The sequence below is a fragment of the Nocardia farcinica genome, from assembly GCF_001182745.1.
GTDB lineage: Bacteria > Actinomycetota > Actinomycetes > Mycobacteriales > Mycobacteriaceae > Nocardia > Nocardia farcinica.
Genome location: NZ_LN868939.1, coordinates 1,133,892 through 1,154,055 on the forward strand (window position 1 = coordinate 1,133,892; position 20,164 = coordinate 1,154,055).

Sequence of the window (20,164 nt, forward strand, 5' to 3'; positions counted from 1 at the left end):
ACCGCGCACGAGCATAACCACGGCGGTGGGTCGCTGCCACCCGAACGGAAACGCGCTGGCAGGGTGGGTCGCCCGGTGTTCAGCCCGCCCGCGGGGCGGGCCGGACGCGCCCGCGGACCTCCCCGAGACCCAGCCGCGTGCCGTCCGGACCCGGCGCTGTCGCGGTGATGACCACCTCGTCGCCGTCCTCCAGGAAGGTGCGCACCGAATCGCCGACGTGAATGGGCACGGTTGCGCCCCAACTCATTTCGATGAACGACCCGTAGGTGTCCGGTTCCGGCCCGGAGACCGTGCCCGACGCGAACAGATCACCGGGCCGGGTGCCCGCGCCGTTGGCGGTGAGATGCGCGAGCATCTGCGCGGGCGACCAGTACATCCGGGCGTAGGGCGGACGGGAGACCTGGTGCCCGTTCCAGTGCACGGCCAGCTCGATGTCGAGGCTCCACGGGTCACTCGCCCGCAGATAGGGCACGGGGACCGGATGCTGGGGCGGCAACGGAATCCGCGCGTGGGTCAGCGCTGCCAGCGGAGTCACCCAGGCCGCCATCGAGGTGGCGAAGGACTTGCCGAGGAAGGGGCCGAGCGGCTGGTATTCCCAGGCCTGGATGTCGCGCGCGGACCAGTCGTCGACCAGGGCGACGCCGAACAGGTGCGCCTCGGCGTCGTCGACGGCGATCGAGGTACCGGTCGGGGAACCGACCCCGATCACGAAACCCAGCTCGGCTTCGATGTCCAGCCGCGTGGTCGGACCGAAAACCGGTGTGTCCGAGTCGGTTCGGCGTTGCCCGCGCGGCCGGACGATGTCGGTGCCCGAGACCACGACGGTGCCCGCGCGTCCGTGATAGCCGACCGGCAGATGCCGCCAGTTCGGCAGCAGCGGTTCGCTGCCCGGCCGCAGCAGCCTGCCGAGGTTGGTGGCATGATCGATGCTGGCGTAGAAGTCGACGTAGTCGCCGATCCGGACGGGCAGGTCGAGCCGCACGGTGTCGAGGCGGTGCACCGCGGCGTCGGGCACCTGGCCGTCGACCAGCTCGCGCACCCGCTCGCGGGTGCTGTGCCAGCGCGGCGGTCCGGCGGCGAGGAAGGGGTTCAGCTCCGGCTGCGCGAAGAGCGGATCCGCCAGCGCCACAGCCAGATCGATGACGTGCTCACCGAGCCGCACGCCCACCCGCGGTGGCCCGCCCGGTGGGGCGAACACACCGTAGGGCAGGTTGTCCGGGCCGAAGACGGAGTCGGCGGGCACCTCGATCCTCATGCCGGGCCCCGGCCCGACCAGGTCCAGGCGTACCCGGGGTCTTCGCAGGCCAACGCCCCCTCGCCGAGCTCGAGCGGCCGGAAGGTGTCGACCATGACGGCCAGCTCGTCGAAGAACTCCGCGCCGATGCTGCCCTCGTAGGCGCCCGGTTGCGGACCGTGGGCGTAGCCACCGGGATGCACCGACACCGAACCCTGCCCGATGCCCGAGCCCTTGCGCGCCGCGTAGTTCCCGCCCGCGTAGAACATCACCTCGTCGGAATCCACGTTGGAGTGGTAGTAGGGCACCGGAATCGACAGCGGGTGGTAGTCGACCTTGCGCGGCACGAAATCGCAGACCACGAAGCCGTTGCCCTCGAAGGCCTGGTGCACCGGCGGCGGCTGGTGCACCCGTCCGGTGATCGGCTCGAAATCGGCGATGTTCAAGACGTACGGATACAGGCAACCGTCCCAGCCGACCACGTCGAAGGGATGCGTGGCGTGCACCATCCGCGTGCCGACCACCCGTCCGCCCGCGCGGTGCTTCACCAGCACCTCCACGTCGGTGCCCGTCCGCAGCAGTGGCTCGACGGGCGCGCGCAGATCCCGCTCGCAGTAGGGCGCGTGCTCGAGCAACTGCCCGAAGCGGGACAGGTAGCGCTTGGGCGGGGTGATGTGCCCGGTGGCCTCCACGACGTAGGTGCGCAGCGGGTCGGGGCCGGCGGGCAGCCAGCGGTGCGTGGTCGCGCGCGGGATGAGCACCTGGTCGCCCTGACGCACCGGCAGCGCGCCGAACACCGTCTCCACGATCGCGGCGCCGGATTCCACGTAGACCAGCTCGTCCCCGAGTGCGTTGCGGTACAGCGGGGAGGCGCCCTTGGCGGCGACGTAGGACAGGCGTACGTCGGCGTTGGCGAGCAACAGCCGCCGGCCGGTCACCGGGTCGGTGCCCGCCGGGGTGTCGCCGGGAAAGAGCTCGTGCGGGCGCAGATGCCGGTGGCGCAGTGGGTGATTCGGAACGGTCGTCTGATCGGGCAGCGGCTGGTCGGCCGCGTCGACGATGGCCGGGGGCAGGCCGCGGTGGTACAGCAGGGCGGAGTCGCCGGAGAAGCCCTCCTCGCCCATCAGCTCCTCGTAGTAGAGCCCGCCGTGCTCGTCACGGTGCTGGGTGTGCCGTTTCGGCGGCACCGCACCCACCTGTCGATAGAACGCCACCGCAGGCACCTCCCGCCGGGACCGGACGGATCAGTCGCCCTCCATGGTAGTGCCCTCGACAGCGCCGACCTGGGGTTTTCCCGGCGGCGACACGATCGGCGGCGCGTCGCCGAGATCGAACTCGGCGATCACCGGCGCGTGGTCGGAGGCGCCCTTGCCCTTGCGCGCCTCCCGGTCCACCCCGGCGTCGACCACCGTCGCCGCCAGCGCGGGCGAGGCCAGCACGAAGTCGATGCGCATGCCCTCCTTGCGGGGGAAGCGCAGGCGGGTGTAGTCCCAGTAGGTGTAGACGCCGGGGCCCGGCGCGAACGGGCGCATCACATCGGCGAAACCGGTGTCGAGGATGGCGGCGAAGGCGTCGCGTTCGGGCTGCGAGGTGTGCGTCTTGCCCGCGAAGAACTCCACCGACCACACGTCGTCGTCGGTCGGGGCGATGTTCCAGTCGCCCACCAGCGCGATCTTCGCCGCGGGGTCGGCGGCCAGCCAGTCCGCGGCGCTCGCGCGCAAGGCCGCCAGCCACTCCAGTTTGTAGGCGTAGTGCGGGTCGTCGAGGGCGCGGCCGTTGGGGACGTACAGGCTCCACACCCGCACCCCGCCGCAGGTGGCCGCCAGCGCGCGCGACTCCACCACCGGTGCGCTGATCAGCGAGTCGGCGGCGTCCTTGTCGAAGCCGGGCTGGCCGGGGAAGGCGGGCGCGATGTCGGCGAGCCCGACGCGGGAGGCGATGGCGACGCCGTTCCACTGGTTGACGCCCAGATGCGCGACCTCGTACCCCAGCTCGGCGAAGCGCTCGAACGGGAACTGGTCGTCGCGGCACTTGGTCTCCTGCATGGCGAGCACGTCGATGTCGTGCTCGTCGAGCCAGGTCGTGACCCGGTCCAGGCGCGAACGGATCGAATTGACGTTCCAGGTCGCCAGACGCAACGAAAAGCCTTCCTGCACGGTTACGCCGGCGCGGCGTACCGGTAGCGATGGTGGTCGAGGAAGCCGAGGTCGCGGTAGAGCGCGAGCGCGCCCGCGTTGTCGGCGGCCACCTGCACGTAGGCGTGGGTGGCGCCGCGGTCGCGGCCCCAGCGGATGAGCTCCGCGCAGACCAGCGTGGCCAGTCCGTGCCTGCGATGTTCGGCGGCCACCGATACGCAGGACAGCCCGACCCAGCGGCGGTCGTCGGGTGCGGTGGTCACCGCGCCGCGCGCGATCGCGATCGGCCGCGGCAGGCCGAGCGAGGCGAAACCGGTGACGCCTTCGCGCACGGCGGTGAGCACGCCGGTCTCCGGCGGCGGAACCGGCTGGGCGGCGGGGTCCTCGCCGCGGTAACGGTGCATCGCCAGCCATGCCGCGTCCGGCTCCGGCGCGATGCGCACCATCGAGGGGCCCTGCGGGAGGACGAAGTTCTCGATGTCGATGCCGAGCACCAGCGTCTCGCCCCAGGTCTGCCAGCCCGGCGGCGGCGGAGCCAGCCGGTCGGGCAGGACCAGCCGCGGCGGCAGGCCGCGCGCGGTGTACCACTCGCCGATGCGATGCAGCACATCCACGCCGAGGCGGGCGGGTTGCCCGGTTTCGCCCAGCGGCACAGCGGAATTCGCGCGGTCGGTGTAGCCGTGCCCGGCGCGCAGCAACCAGCCGTCCAGCCGGGCGTGCTCGACGCCGGGCCAGGCGTCGGCGGCGGCCGCCTCCAACGCGCGGATCTCGGCGGTCCGAACCGGTCTGGGACCCACCGCCTTCAGCGCGACCACCCGATCCGCGGCCACCGCCACGGTCCGGCCGTCGCCGTCGCGCACGGTCGGCGGGTCCAGCGCGACCAGCTCGCCGATCACGTCGGTCATCGGCTGGGGATATCCGGCGGGCAGCAGGTACCGCATCACCACCCGGTGGCCAAGCGGAATCGCGTGCGGGCTCGTCGGCTCAGTCGTCATGGCCGAACGGGTCGGGCACCTCGCCGGGCACCCAGCTCAGGCCGGGCACGCCCCAGCCGTTGCGCTTGATCGTCTTCTTGGCCGCCCGGGCGTGGCGGCCGACCAGCTTGTCCACGTACAGGTAGCCGTCGAGGTGGCCGACCTCGTGTTGCAGCATCCGCGCGAAGAAGCCCTTGCCCTCGATGTCGACCGGTCCGCCGTTCTCGTCGATGCCGGTGACGCGCGCCCACTCGGCGCGGCCGGTGGGGAACTGCTCACCGGGCACCGACAGGCAGCCCTCCTCGTCGTCGTCCGGATCGGGCATGGTCTCGGGGATCTCGGAGGTCTCCAGCACCGGGTTGATCACCGCGCCACGACGCCGCACGGGCTGCCCGTCGGGGCCCGCGTCGGGGCAGTCGTAGACGAACAGCCGCAGCGGCACGCCCACCTGGTTGGCGGCCAGGCCCACGCCGTTCGCGGCGTCCATGGTCTCGTACATGTCCGCGATCAGGCCGGCCAGTTCCTCCGGGGTCTGGGTGACCCGCTCGGTCGGGTTGTGCAGCACGGGGTCACCGACGATCACGATGGGGAGGATTGCCATGACCGGAAAGCCTACTCGGCGGGCCCGCCTGACCTGCGGCGGACCGCGTGACGCCGGACACGGACCTACCGCCCGGTAAACAACACGCCGGGGCGAAGGCCGAACCATCCCCGGCCGCCGTGGTTCAATGATGCGCGACGTACAAGCACCATTTTCGTCTGGTGGTCACTCGGCGAGGGAGCGAGATGGACGGCGCAGCGGCTCGGAATCCTTCCGCGATCCAGAACAGCCCTTCCGAAGAAGACGACAGCGGCCTGTCCCGCCGCGAACTCGACATCTTGGCCTTCGAACGGCAGTGGTGGAAATACGCCGGTGCCAAGGAGGAGGCCATCCGCGAGCTGTTCGGGATGTCGCCGACGCGCTACTACCAGGTGCTCAACGCGGTCGTGGACCGTCCCGAGGCGCTGGCCGCCGACCCGATGCTGGTGAAGCGGCTGCGCAGGTTGCGCGCGAGCAGGCAGAAGGCAAGGGCCGCGCGGCGTCTCGGTTTTCAGGTATGACCGGCGTGACGCGGGCGCACCGGCGCCGTGAAGGACTAGGGTCGGCACCGTGAACTACCCCAATCCCACCTCCGGCGGGCCGCCGTTGCGCGCGCTGGCGATGGTGTTGATCGCGCTCGCCATCGTGTTCGCCGGTCTGGGCGCGATGTCGATGTCGAGTTCGGATTCCGACGGCGAGGAGTCCGCCGCGCCCACCACCACGAGCGCGGCCGCGCCCGCGTCGGCCACGACCACCACCGCGGCACCGGCGACGACGGCGACCACCACGGTGGCGAGCACACCGCCGCCGCCCCCGCCGCCCGAACCGCAGGTCGCCGCCCCGCCGGCGCCGGCCGTGGATCGCGCGGTGCCGGTGCGGGTGCTCAACAACAGCCTCGTCGCCGGGCTGGCCAACCGCACCGCCAACCAGCTCGCCGCGAGCGGCTGGACCAATGTCACCGCGGGCAACTACGCGGCCGGCACGCTGGCGAAAACGACCGTCTACTACGGCAATTCGGCGGCCGAGCGGGAGGCGGCGCTGGCGATCGCGCAGGAGCTGGGCGCGGTCGCGGAACCCAAGTCCGCCGGTGTCGGGGACGGATCGGCCGGTGTGATCGTCATCCTGACGGGTAACTGATTGCCGAGCGCTCCCGCGCGGCCCCGCAACCGGGCAGCACCGGGCGCGTGGCATCATCGTGACCGGTAACGAACCTGTCCACCCAGCTTTACTCGTAAACTCGGTACTCGTAAAGGAGTTCCCCCGATGGCCCCGTCCACAACTCGTCGCCCGTCCTGGCGGACTGTGACCCCGGTGCTTGCGGTCGCGGTCCTCGGCCTGGCCGCCTGCTCCAACAGCCAGGAGTCCAGCGACGTCAAGGGCACGACGCCGCCCGTGTGGACCGGCGCCTCCGCGCCCGCCACCACCGGCGCGGACCACGGCGAACACGCTTCCGGCACGGGCGCCACCGCCGAGCTGAAGGATGCCTCGGGCGCCTCGGTCGGCACCGCGAACATCACCGAGGAGGGCGGCCACCTGGTGATCACCGTCGAGGCCCGCGGCCTGCGGCCCGGCTTCCACGGCCTGCACTTCCACCAGAACGGCGCCTGCGAGCCGAACTCGGTGGCCCCCACCGGCGGCCCGGCGGGCGACTTCCTCTCCGCGGGCGGCCACCTGCAGGTCGGCAACGCCAACTCGCATCCGGCCAGCGGCGACCTGACCTCCCTGCAGGTGCGCGGCGACGGCTCGGCGCGGCTGGTCACCACCACCGACTCGGTGACCCTGAACGACGTGAAGAACCGGGCGCTGATCATCCACTCCGGCGCGGACAACTTCGGCAACATTCCGGACCGCTACCAGCGCGAGGGCGGCGCCGGCCCGGACGACACCACGCTGGCCACCGGCGATGCGGGCAGCCGGGTCGCCTGCGGAGTGGTCCACTAACCGAGTAGACGGGGGACGGAGATGGCCGGGGTAGTCGAGAGCGTTCCGTTCGAGGGTTCGCCCCGGCCCACGATCGGGATCGAATGGGAAGTCGCCCTGGTCGACAAGGTCACCAGGGATCTGTCCAACACCGCGGCCGCCGTCTTCGACGCCGTCGGTGACCTACGCGCCTGGGACGGCACTCCGCAGGTCACCAAGGAGTTGCTGCGCAACACCGTCGAGATCGTCACCGGCGTGCACGAGACGGTCGGCGCGGCGGTGGAGGATCTGCGCGGCACCATGGACAAGGTGCGCCGCGCGGCCGACCCGCTCGGGGTCGACGTGTTCTGCGCGGGCACCCATCCCTTCGCGCAGTGGTCCACCCAGCAGCTCACCCGATCGCCGCACTACGACGAGCTGATCGAGCGCACCCAGTGGTGGGGCAGGCAGATGATGATCTGGGGCGTGCACGTGCACGTCGGGGTCTCGCACCGGGAGAAGGTCTTTCCGATCCTGAACTCGTTGCTGACCACCTTCCCGCACCTGCTGGCGCTGTCGGCCTCCTCGCCGATGTGGGCGGGGTCGGACACCGGGTACGCCAGCAACCGCACGCTGATGTTCCAGCAGTTGCCCACCGCGGGCCTGCCCTTCCAGTTCGAGAACTGGCGCCAGTTCGAGCACTTCGTGCACGACGAACTCAAGACCGGGGTGTTCGAGCAGCTCGGCGGCCTGCACTGGGACATCAGGCCCGCACCCAAGTGGGGCACCATCGAGGTCCGCATCTGCGACGGCATCCCCACCCACGCCGAACTGGCCGCCATCGCGGCGTTCATCCACTGCCTGATCGTCGATCTCGACCAGCGCATCGACGACGGCGAACAGCCGATCACGCTGCCGCCCTGGCACGTCCAGGAGAACAAGTGGCGCGCGGCCCGCTACGGCCTGGACGCCATCGTCATCACCGACGCCGACAGCAACGAGCGGCTGGTCACCGACGACCTGATGGACCTGCTCAACCGGCTCGAGCCCACCGCGAAGCGGCTCGGGTGCGCCGACGAGCTCGCCTATGTCGCGACCATTCCCGAGCGGGGCGCGTCCTATCAGCGGCAGCGCAAGGTCGCGGCGGCCTCGCAGGGCGATCTGGTGGCCGTGGTGGACGCCCTGGTGCACGAACTGGACCGGTAGCGCCCCCGTTCGGTCGCCCGCCGTTCAGCCGGTGACACGGGCGGTGTTCATCGTCCGTTTACTATGGTCGGCGTGCTAGTCGAAAACCCGGGCTCCAGCGTCGGAGGCGCGGCGCGGCAGATGCCGTTGCCCCCGCGCCGGACTCGGGTGGTCGCCGCTGTCGCCGCGGTGCCGGTGTTGCTGGTGGTCCTGCAGGTGATCGCGATCCGCGGTGGTTTCGAGGGTCCGCTGGAGAGCCTGTGGCGCGACTACGCGGGCACGCCGAAATCGATGTCCGTGCCGTGGGCCGGGCTGATCCTGGCGCTGGTCGGAATCTCGATGCGGCGCAGGATCATCGCGTTGGGCGCGGCCGTCGGGATCGATCTGGTCGCGGCGGGCGCGCGGCTGCTGGCGGGGGAGTCGCCCACCGTCGGCAACGGGCCGGTGCTCGTGCTCACCGCGCTCGCGCTGATCGCGTGGCTGCGCTGGGAAGGCGTCGAACGGCGCAACGCCCTGCACGCGGCCGCGCTGGGCGCGCTGCTGGTGCTGGCGACCAAGGTCGGCGACGTCTGGTTGCACGTCACCGTGCTGGCCGGTCCGGGTGTCCTCGACGAATACCTGATGCTCGCCGACCATGCCCTCGGCGACCCGTCCTGGGTGATGGGCCGGGTGCTCGACACGCTCGGGCCGGTGGTCTACGCGGTACTGCACTGGGTCTACATCGAACTGCCGGTCGCCGCGATCGTGGTGGCGGTCTGGCAGTTGCGCCGGGTGGTCGATTCCGGCCGCTGGCCCAGCCACTACCTGGTGCGCACGTTCCTGGTGCTCGGCCTGGTCGGTCCGCTGGTGTACGTGATCTTCCCGGTGGTCGGCCCGATGTTCGCGTTCGGGCCGGACGGCCACGGCCTGCAGGTCGGCAATTACTGGCCGGACGTGGTGCCGCCGATCGATCGCAGCCCGGGCGCGCTGCCCTTCGACGAGGCCACCCCGCGCAACTGCATGCCGTCCATGCACACGGCGTGGGCGCTGGCGGTGTTCCTGCACAGCCGCCGCGACGTGGACGGCTCACCCGCGCCGCGCTGGCTGCGCTGGGGCGGGACGTTCTGGTTGCTCGCGACGCTGGCGGCCACCCTCGGTTTCGGCTACCACTACGGCGTCGACCTGGTCGCCGGTGCGGTGCTGTGCCTGACCGTGGAGTCGGCCCTGCGCGAGCCCGAGCGCGGCTGGGGCTGGTTCCGGGTGCGGCTGGTCGGCGCGGGCGCGGTGATCCTGGTGACGCTGCTGCTCGGCTACCGCTTCCTGGCCGTGCCGATGGCCGACTACCCGGTGCCGGCGGGCACCATCGTGCTGGCGTTGCTGGCGGGTATGACGGCCGCCTTCCACGCCACCTGGTTCGCCCACCGCACGCCCGCCGCCGAGCCGGTCGAGGCCGTGCGCTGACCGGTGCCGGTCAGAACCGCTCGTCGGGATTCTCCAGGGCGTCGCCGAGTTCGTTGACCATCAGCAGACCGTCGCGGTGCCGCTGTTCGCGGTAGGCGGTGCGGCCGAGCAGATGCGCGATCACCGGCGCGGTGAGCAGGGTGAACACCCCGACCAGGGCGAGCAGCCAGACGTTGCCCCGGCCCGCGAGTTCGATGGCGGCACCGGCCAGCACCAGGATCAGCCCGACGATCTGCGGTTTGGTGGCGGCGTGCATCCGGGTGAGGGTGTCCGGGAACCGCAGCAGCGCGATGGCGGCCGTGCACGACAGGCCGGCGCCGCCCAGGATGAGCACCGCGGACAGCCACTGCCAGCCGCTCATCGGTCGTCCCGGACGCGGAAGCGGGACACGGCGGCCGAACCGAGGAAGCCGACCAGCGCCAGCGCGATGATGCCGGGCAGCACGGTGGTGTCGCCGGTGTAGGCGGCCCACACGGCCAGACCGGAGGCGGCGATCGCGGTGAGCGAATCCATGCCGACGACCCGGTCGAGCGTGCTCGGCCCGGCCAGGATGCGGTAGCTGGTGATCAGGGCGGCGGCCGCGAGCAGCACGGCCGCGACGGTCACGACGACGGTCACGCACTCACCTCCGGTTCGGTCGGGGAACGCGCCGCTCGAAGGCGGAGATCAGCAGGCGTTCCAGGGTGCGGGTCTGCCGGTAGAACTTCGCCACCGCCTCCTCGCTGCCCACGTCGAGCACGTGCACATACACCAGGCAGCGGTTGCGATCGATCTCGAGCACCATCGTGCCGGGGATCAGGTTGAGCAGGTCGGTGGTCAGTACGAGCACCAGGTCCGAGCGGGTGCTCAGGCCGACGCGCAGCACACCCGAGACGGGCGCACCGGCGGGCCGCACCGCGAACCAGGCGATCTGCAGGCTCGATTCCAGCGCGTAGTAGGCGCCCAGCACGATCGCCTGCACGAGCGCGATCGGATTGAACCGGCCCGCCACCGGCATCCTGGGCAGGGGCAGCGCGAGCATGACGATCACGCCGATCACCAACCCGGCCAGCACGTTGGCCACGCTGAGGTCGCCCCACAGCGCGGTGTAGACCGCGGCCAGCCACAGCAGCAGCCCGAGCCGGATCGCGGTCTCCTTCGTCGGGCGCCACCAGGCCCGGCGTTCGGGGCGGTCGCCGGTGCTCGCCGCGTCGATGTCGGTCATCGGAACTCCCCCGGGTCGCCGAGTACGGCGACGACGTAGACGTCCGGATCGTGCAGATCGGCCGCGGCCCGGTCGGCGATGCCCAGGATCGGCCCGGCCAGCACGGTCAGGCTCAGGCCCGCCGCGACCAGCCCGGCGGTGGCCAGCAGCATCAGCGGCGGTATGCGGCCGGGATCGACCCGCTCGTCGTAGCGCACATCGGTGGACTCCTCCACCAGGGTGGGCGGCTTGGCGGCGGCGAGGTGGCCCTCGGGCGCTTCCGCGCGGGGGCGCCAGAACGCCTTGGCCCACACCAGCGCGACGACATAGAGGGTGAGCAGGCTGGTCGCCACCGCACCCGCCACCAGCACCCAGGCCAGCACGCTGCCGTCGGCCGCGCCCGCCTGCAACAGCGCGACCTTGCCGATGAACCCGGAGAACGGTGGGATGCCGCCGAGGTTGAGCGCGGGCACCAGGTACAGCACCCCGAGCACCGGACTGGCCGCGGCCAGCCCGCCGAGCCTGCGCAGCGAGGTCGAGCCGGCCTGGCGCTCGATGAGACCGGCGACCAGGAACAGCGCGGTCTGCACGAGAATGTGGTGGGCCACGTAGTACACCGCACCGGCCAGTCCGGCGGCACTGGCCAAGCCCACGCCGAAGATCATGTAGCCGATGTGGCTGACCAGCGTGAACGACAGCAACCGGCGGATGTTGCTCTGCGCGATCGCACCGAGGATGCCGATCAGCATGGTCAGCAGACCGCACACCAGCAGGATGTCGTCGAAGGCGCCGTCGGGGAAGAACAGGCTGTTGGTGCGGATGATCGCGTACACGCCGACCTTGGTGAGCAGGCCCGCGAACACCGCGGTGACCGGCGCGGGCGCGCTCGGGTAGGAGTCGGGCAGCCAGTTCGACAGCGGGAACACCGCCGCCTTGATGCCGAAGGCCACCAACAGCACCGCGAACGCCGCCGTGCGCACGCCCTCCGGGGCCGCGCCCAGCCGCACGGCCAGCTGGGCCAGGTTCACCGTGCCGGTCACGGCGTACACGAGGGCGATGCCGATCAGGAAGATCAGCGACGACAGCATCGACACCATCACGTACGCGATGCCCGCCCGGATGCGTTCGGCGGTCGCGCCCACGGTGAGCAGCACGAACGAGGCGGCCAGCAGCACCTCGAAGCCGACGAACAGGTTGAACAGGTCACCGGCGAGGAAGGCGATCGACACGCCCGCGCTCAGCACCAGGTAACTGGGCCGGTAGATCGAGGTGGGCTGGCGGTCGTCGCCGTCGCGGATGTTCTGGCCCGCGCCGTAGATCGACACCGCGAGCAGCACCACCGCCGAGACCAGCAGCATGCTCCCCGAGAGCCGGTCCACCACCAGGGTGATGCCGATCGGCGGGAACCAGCCGCCCACCTGCACCGCGGTGGTGCCGTCCCGATCGGCCAGGTAGAGCAGCACCGCGGTGATCACCACCACCGCCGACAGCGCGACCAGCATGACGGTGCCCTGGATGCGCGGGCGCCTGCCGAAGATCAGGCAGGCGGCGGCGGCGAGCAGCGGCACCAGCACCGGCAGCGGGGCGAGCGCGGGGAGCAGTTCGGCGGAGAGGGTCACTGTTCGGGGTCCTCCCGCTCGCGGCGGGCGGCGACCTCCGCGTCGTCTTCGTCGGTGGCCACGTGTTCGGTGGTGGTGAGCTTGTAGGCGCGGTAGGCCAGCGCCAGGACGAAGGCCGACAGGCCCATCGTGATCACGATCGCGGTGAGCACCATCGCCTGCGCGAGCGGGTCGGCCATCTCCTCGGTCTCCGCCTTGCCGACGATCGGCGGTTCGCCGCCGGCGCCGCCGACGCTGATCAGCAGCAGGTTGACGGCATTGCCGAGCAGGATCATCCCCAGCAGCATCTTCGACACCGCCCGCTCCAGGATCAGATACACCCCGGTGGCGGTGAGCACGCCGATCAGGACGAGCATGGTCAGGTTCGCGCTCACGACCGGGCCTCCTTCGATTCCCGGTCGAGCTCGGCGTCCAGCCGGGCGCCCAGGCTGCGCAGCACGTCCAGCACCAGGCCGACCACGATCAGGTACACGCCGAGGTCGAAGAACAGGGCGGTGACCAGCTTGATGTGCCCGAGCACCGGCAGCGTCACCTCGATGATCGCCGAGGACAGCGGCGGTGCGCCGAGCAGCAGCGAGGTGACCGCGGTGCCCGCGGCGAGGGTGAGACCGGCGCCGAGGACGTGCCCGGCGTCGACCGGCAGCGCCTCGCCCAGTTCGTACGGGCCGCCCGCCAGGTATCGCAGGGTCAGCGCCAAGCCCGCCGTGAGGCCGCCGGCGAAACCACCGCCGGGGGAGTTGTGGCCGGCGAAGAAGAAGTAGATGGACAGCACCATGATGGTCGGGAACACCAGGCGGGTGGTGATCTGCAGGACCATCGAGCGGTCGCGCCGGTCCACCAGCCGCCCGGCGGGCAGCCAGCTCAGCAGGTCGGGGTCGTAGAACGGCGAGTCGGCGGCGCGGGGCGCGCTGCCGTAGCGGCGGGTGCGGAACACCAGCGAGGCGACACCGGTCGCGGCGACGATCAGCACCGAGATCTCGCCCAGGGTGTCCCAGGCCCTGATGTCGACCAGCAGCACGTTCACCGCGTTCTTGCCGCCGCCGAGTTCGTAGGCCGCGTCCGGGATGAGGTGCCAGATCGGCGCGCCGGAGCGGGCGGCGATGGCGAAGGCCGCGAGCGCGGTGACCACCGCGCCGGTCGCGAGGCCGATCAGCGCGCGGCGCGCCTTGAACGCGGCCGCGCGGCTCGGCTCGATCTCGGCCGGGAATCCGCGCAGCACGAGCACGAAGATCACCAGCGTCACCGTCTCCACCAGGAACTGGGTCAGCGCCAGGTCGGGTGCGCCGTGCAGGGCGAAGATCACGCCGCAGCCGTAGCCCGTGACACCGACGACGATCACGCTGGCCAGCCTGTTGCGCAGCACCGTCGCCGCCAGCGCCATCGCGATCATGATGATGGCGATGGCCACCTGCAGCGGCGAGTCCCACAGCCGCAGCTCGACCCCGGTACGGGTGCCGACGGCCAGCAGCACCGCGGGCAACACGATGAGGGTGACCAGGATGGTGCCCTGGCTCAACGGCAGCGAACCGCGCTGGACCGCGCCGGTCATCCGGCGCGAGAGCGCGTCCATCCCGCGCAGGGTGGCGTCGTAGGCGCGGTCGGCGTTGCCGAGGCGGGGGTGGCGCGGGTCGACGATGCGTCCGCGGGCCAGGAACAGCGCGAGGCCCGCGACGATCACGATCACCGTCAACAGCAACGGCAGCGTGAACCCGTGCCACAGCGCCAGATGCTCGCGCAGCACACCGGGCAGGCTGCCGGCGTAGGGGCTGACCAGGTCCTCGGTCCAGCCCGGGACCAGGCCGAGGACCAGGCTCACCGCGGCGAGGATCGCCGGCGGCGCGATCATCAGCGGGCCGGGTGCGTGCCAGTGCGGCCGCACGTCGGGCACTTCGGGTTTGACCGCGAAGGCCCCCCACAGGAACCGCGCGCTGTAGCCGACCGTGAAGGCCGACCCCGCGACCAGCGCGAGGGTCAGCGCGATCCGCGCCGGGGTGTTGAGCACGTCGGCGTCGACCTCGGCCGCGAGCGCGGTCTCCTTGCCGACGAAACCGACCAGCGGCGGGATGCCCGCCATGCTCAGCGCCGACAGGGTCGCGACGGCGGCGAGCAGCGGCTCGCGGCGGCCGAGGCCGGACAGCTTGCGCAGATCGCGGGTGCCCGCGCCGTGGTCGACGATGCCGACCACCATGAACAGGCAGGCCTTGAACAGCGCGTGCGCGACGACGAGGGTGACACCGGCCAGCGCGGCGTCCGGCGTGCCGAGGCCGACCAGCACGATCAGGAAGCCGAGCTGGCTGACCGTGCCGAAGGCGAGCACCAGCTTCAGGTCGGTCACCTGCAGGGCGCGCAGTCCGGCCAGCACCATGGTCAGCGCGCCCAGCGTCAGCACGATCGGATGCCAGGGCGGCGAACTCGCGAACACCGGCGCCAGCCGCGCGACCAGGTACACACCCGCCTTCACCATCGCCGCCGCGTGCAGGTAGGCGCTCACCGGCGTGGGCGCGGCCATCGCGCCCGGCAGCCAGAAGTGCAGCGGCACGATCGCCGATTTGCTCAGCGCGCCGATCAGCAGCAACACCACCGCCACCGACACGGCCACGCCGCTCGGCGGTTGTGGCATGGCCAGCAGGTCCGAGAGCAAGTAGGTGCCGGTGGTCTGGCCGAGCAGCACGATGCCCACCAGCATCGCCAGCCCGCCCGCCGCGGTCACCAGCAGCGCCTGCAGCGCCGCGCGCCTGCTCGTGCGGATGGTGTCGTGCCCGACCAGCAGGAACGACAGCACCGTGGTGATCTCCCAGAACACGTACAGCAACAGCATGTTGTCGCTGGTGACCAGGCCGAACATGGCGCCGGCGAAGGCGACGAGCTGGGCGGCGAAGGCGCCGAGGCGTGGTTCGTCGTCGGCGAAGTAGCGGGCGCAGTAGAGCAGGATGAGCGAGCCGACGCCGAGCACCAGCGCCGCCAGCACACCGGCGAGCGAGTCGAACCGCAGGTCGATGTTCATCTCGATGCTGGGCGCCCAGCTGATGCGGACCTGCTCGGTGTCGCCCCAGTGCGCGATCACCCAGCCCAACGAGGCCAGGGGAACCAGGGCGAGGGGGATGAACGCGTTGCGGCCCAGCATCCGCACGCACACGGGCGCGACGAGCGCAGCACAGGCGTGTGCGAGCAGAATTACGAGCAAACTGCACTCCGTCGGGTCGTAGCGGCGGGGTGTTGTCCCATGATCCTACGGGGTCCGCGGTCCGGATCCGGACCCGGGTACGTATGGCGTCGGCCATGCCGCACGGCCACGGGCTATGAATCGGCTAACACGATACCGCTGCATCACGTCCGCGATTCGGCGTAACGGCGCAGCGATTCCACCTGGTCGGGATCCAGCGACGGGCGCACCGCGGCACGGGCGGCGGCCACATCGGCGGCGGTGACGTCGGCGGTGTCCACGTCGCGGCGCATCGCGGCCAACGCCGCCTCCCGCAACAGCGCCGCGCAGTCGGCGGCCGAGTATCCGGTGAGATCCGCGGCCAGCGCGGTCAGGTCGACGTCGGCCGCCAGCGGCACCGACCGCCCCGCCGTGCGCAGGATCGCGAGCCTGGCCTCGGCGTCCGGCGGCGGCACGAAGACCAGGCGCTCGAGCCGCCCCGGCCGCAGCAGCGCCGGGTCGATGAGTTCGGGGCGGTTGGTCGCGCCGAGCACCACCACATCGCGCAGCGGTTCGACCCCGTCGAGTTCGGTGAGCAACGCCGCCACCACCCGATCGGCGACACCGGAGTCGCTGCTCTGCCCGCGCCGCGGCGCCAGCGCGTCCACCTCGTCGAGGAAGATCAGCGACGGCGCCGAATCGCGGGCCCGCTGGAACAGCTCGCGCACCGCCCGCTCGGACGAGCCGACCCACTTGTCCATCAGCTCGGCGCCCTTCACCGCGTGCACGCTCAGCTGACCGGAACCGGCCAGCGCGCGGACCAGGAAGGTCTTGCCGCAGCCGGGCGGGCCGTAGAGCAGCACACCGCGCGGCGGGTCGACGCCGAGCCGGGCGAAGGAGTCGGGGTGGCGCAGCGGCCACAGCACCGCCTCGGTGAGCGCCTGTTTCGTCTCGGCCATGTCGCCGACGTCGTCGAGGCCGAGGCTGCCGATGGCCAGCTCCTCGGTGCCCGATCGCGACAGCGGGCGGATCACCGCGAGCGCGCCGAGCAGATCCTCCTGCGTCAGCCGCGGTGGGGCGCCCTCCCGGCTGGCACGTGAGGCGGCGCGCAGGCCCGCCTCCCGGCACAGCGCGGCCAGGTCCGAGATGACGAAACCGGGAGTCCGGGCGGCCACCTCGTCCAGGGCCAGGTCGCCGGTGGGCACCTTGCGCAGCAGCTGCTCGAGCAGCGCGCGGCGCACCGGCGCGGTCGGCAACGGCAGCGCCAGTTCCCGGTCGCAGAGGTCGGGGGCGCGCAACCGGGCATCCACCTCGGTGGGGTGCGCCGTCGTCGCCAGGAAGGCCACCCCGGGTCCGGCGACCGCCGCGCGCAGCTGGTCGAGGATCAAGGTCGCGACCGGTTCGGGCTGGGCGGGCAGCAGCGCGTCGATGTCGGTGACCAGCAGGACACCGCCCTGCCCCGAGCCCACCTCGGCCACCGCGGAGGCCACCTCACGCAGCCGGGTGCCGCTCTCCGCGGCGCCGACGGTCGGGCCGTCGAGTTCGATCACCCGCCGCGGCGCCGCCACCGACCGCGCCAACGTCGCCTTGCCGACCCCGGCGGGCCCGGTGATCAGCACACCGAGGTGGGCGTTCGCGCCGAGCGCGCGCAGCAGTTCCGGTTCGTCCAGCGCCAGGCTCAGCCACTCCGCGAGCTTGGCGGCCTGCGCGTGCACCCCGGCCAGATCCTCGATCGGCACCCGCGCCTCGGCCTCGCGCACCGCCCACTGCCCGGTGGCCGCGCCGTTCGCGCCCGCACCGGCGAAGGCCGCCGCCTCCGCCGCGCCGCGCGCGGTCTCGCCCACCGCCACCGGCGCGCCGGTGGCGGCGCGGTCGGCGGCCTCGCGCGCGGCCATCGCGCCCGCGGCCCACGACACCGCCGTATTGGGTTGCACGCTCACCGGCCCGCGCGCGGGATCGGTGGCGGTCACGGTCAGCAGTTCGGTGGTCCAGGCGATGCCGAAGGTGCGCGAGAGCGCCTGGCTGGCCGCCGAGGAAGGGATGTCGGGGCCGAGATCCCGCGGCAGCAGCGACACCGTGTCGCCGACGGTCACGACCTTGCCGAGCAGTGCCTGCCGCAGGGTGGCCGCCGGAATGCTGCGCGTGGCGTGCACCGAGCCGCTCACCGAGACCTGCCGGGCCCCGTAGACCGTCGCGGGCGCGACGACCACCGTCTGATTCTCCCGGATCCCCGCGTTCGACAGCGTCACGTCGTCGAGCAGGGCGACCCCGGCGGGGGTGCCCGCGGGCGCGAGCCCGGCCACCGCCGCCGTGCGCCGCGACCCGGCCAGCGCCACCCCGTCCCACTCGCGCAGGCCGAGGGCGGTCAGCGCTTCCGGATGCAACCGCACCACCCCGCGTCTGGCGTCGGCGGCGGACGGATTCAGTCGAGCGGTGAGCGCCAGTTCTGCCACCGTGCCATTCTGCCTGCGATCGCCCGGTGCGGGCCGGGTCGCGCGGAAACCGCTACTTCCCGGCGGCCAGCAGTCCGGCCGCCGCGGCGACGGTCTTGCCCGCGTTGGCCTCCGACAGGCACACCAGCTTGGCGGTACCGAGCGCGACGTTCGGGCTGCCCGCGTAGGGGCTGTCCGGGTTCTCCGCCAGAATCGCTTCCACCACGGCCTTCTCCGCCTCGGTGTCGAGGTTCTTGAACTCCGTGCAGGTGGTCTGCGCGGCCTTGCCGGTGGTGGAACTCGCGGCGGTGGAACTCGCCGCGGCGGAGCCGGAATCGGAGTCCGACCCACCGCAGCCCGCCAGGGCCGCGGCCATCGTCGCGACGGTCAGGACGACGACGGAAAATCGTTTCATTCTCGTGCTTCCCGGGTGCCATCAGGCGCCGGAGCCTCCGGCGCGATGGCAGAGCCTACCGCGCGGGCTCAGTGGATGTGCTCGCGCCAGTCGGCCGGTACCCGCCCGCTGGGGCCGGGTACCCCCTGCGCAGCCGGATGACTGTGCGGCGCAGCCAGTTCCGGCCCTTCGGTGAACATCTCCTCGGTGCGGAAATCCCAGTACCAGTCCTCGCCGGGCTCGTAGCTCTGGATGAACGGATGCCCGGTCTGCCGGTGATGCGCGGTGGCGTGCTGCGACGGTGAGGTGTCGCAACAGCCGATGTGCCCGCACTGGGCACAGCGGCGCAGGTGCACCCACCACCCGCCGGACGCCTCGCACTCCACACACCCGGGCCCGCTGGGCGGGACCGACGGGTCGATGCCTTCGATCGCGGTCATGGTCTCAGTCTGGCGGTTGCGCGCCGTCGGCGCCGGATTCCGGGGCGGGAATGTCGCGATGCAGCGGCAGCCGCACCACGAACCGGGTGTCACCGGGCGCGCTCTCCACCCGGATGTCGCCGTCGTGCTTGTTCACCACGATCCGGAAGGAGATGTCGAGGCCGAGGCCGGTGCCCTCGCCGACCGGCTTGGTGGTGAAGAACGGCTCGAACACCCGGCGGCGCACCTCCTCCGGCATGCCCGGCCCGGTGTCGCCGACCTCCACGACGGCGCAGTCGTTCTCGCGGTAGGTGCGCAGCGTCAGGGTGCCCTCGCCGCCCATCGCGTAGACGGCGTTGTCGATGAGGTTGGTCCACACCTGGTTCAGCTCGGCGGCGAAGCACGGCAGCGCGGGCAGCGTGCGGTCGTAGTCCTTCACCACCCGGACGCCGTCGCCGAGTTTGCGGTTGAGCATCACCAGGGTGCTGTCGAGTAGTTCGTGGATGTCGACCACCTGGAAGGGGGCGCGGTCCATCTGCGAGTACTGCTTGGCCGCGCCGACCAGGGTGGAGATGCGCGCGGTGGAGTCGGCGATCTCGTTCATCAGCAGTTCGGTCTCGATGGTGTAGTTGAGCCAGCGGATCGCGCCCTCGAACACCGTCTCCGAGCACCCCTCCAGCGTGCCGTGCACCCGCTCCAGCCAGTCCACGTCGAACCCGGCCTGCACGAAGTTGGGCGCCAGCTCCCAGCCGTCGGCGATCCCGTGCTCGTCGAGCCAGTCGCCGAGCGCGTCCTCGCGGTCGGCGGCCTCCAGCGGCGTCAGCGCCGGAGCCTTGGCCACCTGCTCGGCCGCCTCCTCCTGCAGGCGCACCAGGGTCACCAACACCTCCGGCGCGAACCTGCCCTCGGCCAGCATGCCCAGTTTGTGCCGCATGCCCGCCACCCGCTCGCGCAGCCCGGAGGTGGCGCGCACGGCCGCGGCGGCCGGATTGTTCAACTCGTGGGTCAGGCCCGCCGACAACGAGCCGAGCGCCATCAGGCGTTCCCGCTCGGCCACCCGCTGGTGGGCGTTGCGGTTGCCGAAGAACGCGCCCTCGAGCAGATGCACCGCCATCGGGAACCAGGCGTGCATCATCCGCGCGAAGATCTCCGCGTCCAGCACGAAGAACCGCGAGGGCCGGGTGACATACAGCGAGCTGTTGTAGGTGGGCTCGGCCTGCTCGCCGAGGTAGGCGGTCCACGCGCCCGCGTAGACGCCGCGGTGGTCGGTGCGGTTCAGCTCGATCTCCATGCCGCCGGCCAACTTGGTCAGCCGCAGCTCGCCCTCGATGAGCACGTAGAAGCAGGTGGCCGGGTCGCCCTGGCGGTAGACCGGGCCGGGTTCGATGAGCTCGATCCGCCCGTCCGCGCACAGCCAGGCCAGCTGCTCGTCGTCGAGTTGCTCGAACAGGAACAGCGTCCGCAGTTCGGCGGGGTCGCAGCCGGGGGCGGTGGTATCGGTCCGGTCGCTTTCGGTCATGTCCGGCTC

At 71.8% G+C, this 20,164-nt stretch carries 20 protein-coding genes; 5 read left to right on the forward strand and 15 right to left on the reverse strand.

From position 1 onward, the window contains the following. Positions 1 to 79 precede the first annotated feature (79 nt). From fahA to AMO33_RS22240, 5 genes are read right to left on the reverse strand one after another with little or no spacing between them, the layout of a single operon-like run. Entirely contained in the window at positions 80 to 1,255 is a 1,176-nt protein-coding gene (gene fahA, locus AMO33_RS22220; protein ID WP_060594120.1) for a fumarylacetoacetase, read from the reverse strand. Then, the gene (locus AMO33_RS22225; RefSeq protein ID WP_060594121.1) at positions 1,252 to 2,448 is read right to left on the reverse strand and encodes a homogentisate 1,2-dioxygenase; all 1,197 of its coding nucleotides are present in this window, start codon (positions 2,446 to 2,448) and stop codon (positions 1,252 to 1,254) included. The genes fahA and AMO33_RS22225 overlap by 4 nt, the downstream gene beginning before the upstream one ends. 30 nt (positions 2,449 to 2,478) lie before the next feature. Then, positions 2,479 to 3,372 (reverse strand): exodeoxyribonuclease III, encoded by an 894-nt coding sequence (locus tag AMO33_RS22230; protein WP_081433338.1) that lies wholly within the window; start codon positions 3,370 to 3,372, stop codon positions 2,479 to 2,481. Positions 3,373 to 3,392: 20 nt separating this feature from the next. After that, entirely contained in the window at positions 3,393 to 4,364 is a 972-nt protein-coding gene (locus AMO33_RS22235; protein ID WP_060594122.1) for an N-acetylglutamate synthase, CG3035 family, read from the reverse strand. Then, positions 4,354 to 4,944, reverse strand: a complete 591-nt coding sequence (locus AMO33_RS22240) for a peptide deformylase (protein WP_011211835.1) — start codon at positions 4,942 to 4,944, stop codon at positions 4,354 to 4,356. The genes AMO33_RS22235 and AMO33_RS22240 overlap by 11 nt, the downstream gene beginning before the upstream one ends. A gap of 185 nt (positions 4,945 to 5,129) precedes the next feature. Here AMO33_RS22240 and AMO33_RS22245 point away from each other — a divergent pair, with 185 nt between their 5' ends. The 5 genes from AMO33_RS22245 to AMO33_RS22265 all read left to right on the forward strand — a co-directional run bounded on the left by AMO33_RS22245 (position 5,130) and on the right by AMO33_RS22265 (position 9,447). Beyond that, entirely contained in the window at positions 5,130 to 5,444 is a 315-nt protein-coding gene (locus AMO33_RS22245; protein ID WP_011211834.1) for a DUF3263 domain-containing protein, read from the forward strand. A gap of 49 nt (positions 5,445 to 5,493) precedes the next feature. Continuing rightward, positions 5,494 to 6,060, forward strand: a complete 567-nt coding sequence (locus AMO33_RS22250; RefSeq protein ID WP_060594123.1) for a LytR C-terminal domain-containing protein — start codon at positions 5,494 to 5,496, stop codon at positions 6,058 to 6,060. A gap of 126 nt (positions 6,061 to 6,186) precedes the next feature. Beyond that, positions 6,187 to 6,864 carry a superoxide dismutase[Cu-Zn] gene (gene sodC / locus AMO33_RS22255; protein WP_060594124.1) on the forward strand — a complete coding sequence of 226 codons (678 nt, stop codon included), beginning with the start codon at positions 6,187 to 6,189 and terminating at the stop codon, positions 6,862 to 6,864. 21 nt (positions 6,865 to 6,885) lie between these two features. After that, positions 6,886 to 8,028 carry a glutamate--cysteine ligase gene (locus AMO33_RS22260; RefSeq protein ID WP_060594125.1) on the forward strand — a complete coding sequence of 381 codons (1,143 nt, stop codon included), beginning with the start codon at positions 6,886 to 6,888 and terminating at the stop codon, positions 8,026 to 8,028. 120 nt (positions 8,029 to 8,148) lie between these two features. Continuing rightward, complete coding sequence (locus AMO33_RS22265) at positions 8,149 to 9,447, forward strand: phosphatase PAP2 family protein (protein ID WP_060594126.1); 1,299 nt, start codon at positions 8,149 to 8,151, stop codon at positions 9,445 to 9,447. A 10-nt stretch (positions 9,448 to 9,457) separates the two neighbouring features. Here the strand turns inward: AMO33_RS22265 and mnhG are convergent, their stop codons facing one another. The 10 genes from mnhG to AMO33_RS22315 all read right to left on the reverse strand — a co-directional run bounded on the left by mnhG (position 9,458) and on the right by AMO33_RS22315 (position 20,155). Further along, the gene (gene mnhG / locus AMO33_RS22270; protein ID WP_011211829.1) at positions 9,458 to 9,808 is read right to left on the reverse strand and encodes a monovalent cation/H(+) antiporter subunit G; all 351 of its coding nucleotides are present in this window, start codon (positions 9,806 to 9,808) and stop codon (positions 9,458 to 9,460) included. Then, a complete protein-coding gene (locus AMO33_RS22275; protein WP_011211828.1) occupies positions 9,805 to 10,065 on the reverse strand; it encodes a monovalent cation/H+ antiporter complex subunit F in 261 nt (86 codons plus the stop codon). The genes mnhG and AMO33_RS22275 overlap by 4 nt, the downstream gene beginning before the upstream one ends. Positions 10,066 to 10,069: 4 nt before the next feature. Beyond that, entirely contained in the window at positions 10,070 to 10,651 is a 582-nt protein-coding gene (locus AMO33_RS22280; protein ID WP_060594127.1) for a Na+/H+ antiporter subunit E, read from the reverse strand. Next, the gene (locus AMO33_RS22285; protein ID WP_060594128.1) at positions 10,648 to 12,249 is read right to left on the reverse strand and encodes a Na+/H+ antiporter subunit D; all 1,602 of its coding nucleotides are present in this window, start codon (positions 12,247 to 12,249) and stop codon (positions 10,648 to 10,650) included. Before AMO33_RS22285 ends, AMO33_RS22280 begins: the two co-directional genes overlap by 4 nt. Continuing rightward, entirely contained in the window at positions 12,246 to 12,623 is a 378-nt protein-coding gene (locus tag AMO33_RS22290; protein ID WP_011211825.1) for a Na(+)/H(+) antiporter subunit C, read from the reverse strand. The genes AMO33_RS22285 and AMO33_RS22290 overlap by 4 nt, the downstream gene beginning before the upstream one ends. Continuing rightward, positions 12,620 to 15,433, reverse strand: a complete 2,814-nt coding sequence (locus tag AMO33_RS22295; protein ID WP_060594129.1) for a Na+/H+ antiporter subunit A — start codon at positions 15,431 to 15,433, stop codon at positions 12,620 to 12,622. Before AMO33_RS22295 ends, AMO33_RS22290 begins: the two co-directional genes overlap by 4 nt. A gap of 143 nt (positions 15,434 to 15,576) precedes the next feature. Next, positions 15,577 to 17,844 (reverse strand): AAA family ATPase, encoded by a 2,268-nt coding sequence (locus AMO33_RS22300; RefSeq protein ID WP_060594130.1) that lies wholly within the window; start codon positions 17,842 to 17,844, stop codon positions 15,577 to 15,579. A 52-nt stretch (positions 17,845 to 17,896) separates the two neighbouring features. After that, a complete protein-coding gene (locus AMO33_RS22305; RefSeq protein WP_060594131.1) occupies positions 17,897 to 18,238 on the reverse strand; it encodes a hypothetical protein in 342 nt (113 codons plus the stop codon). A gap of 68 nt (positions 18,239 to 18,306) precedes the next feature. Beyond that, entirely contained in the window at positions 18,307 to 18,657 is a 351-nt protein-coding gene (locus tag AMO33_RS22310; protein ID WP_011211821.1) for a UBP-type zinc finger domain-containing protein, read from the reverse strand. A 4-nt stretch (positions 18,658 to 18,661) separates the two neighbouring features. Continuing rightward, positions 18,662 to 20,155, reverse strand: coding sequence for an ATP-binding protein (locus AMO33_RS22315; protein ID WP_060594132.1), 1,494 nt, complete (start codon positions 20,153 to 20,155; stop codon positions 18,662 to 18,664). Positions 20,156 to 20,164: the final 9 nt, after the last annotated feature.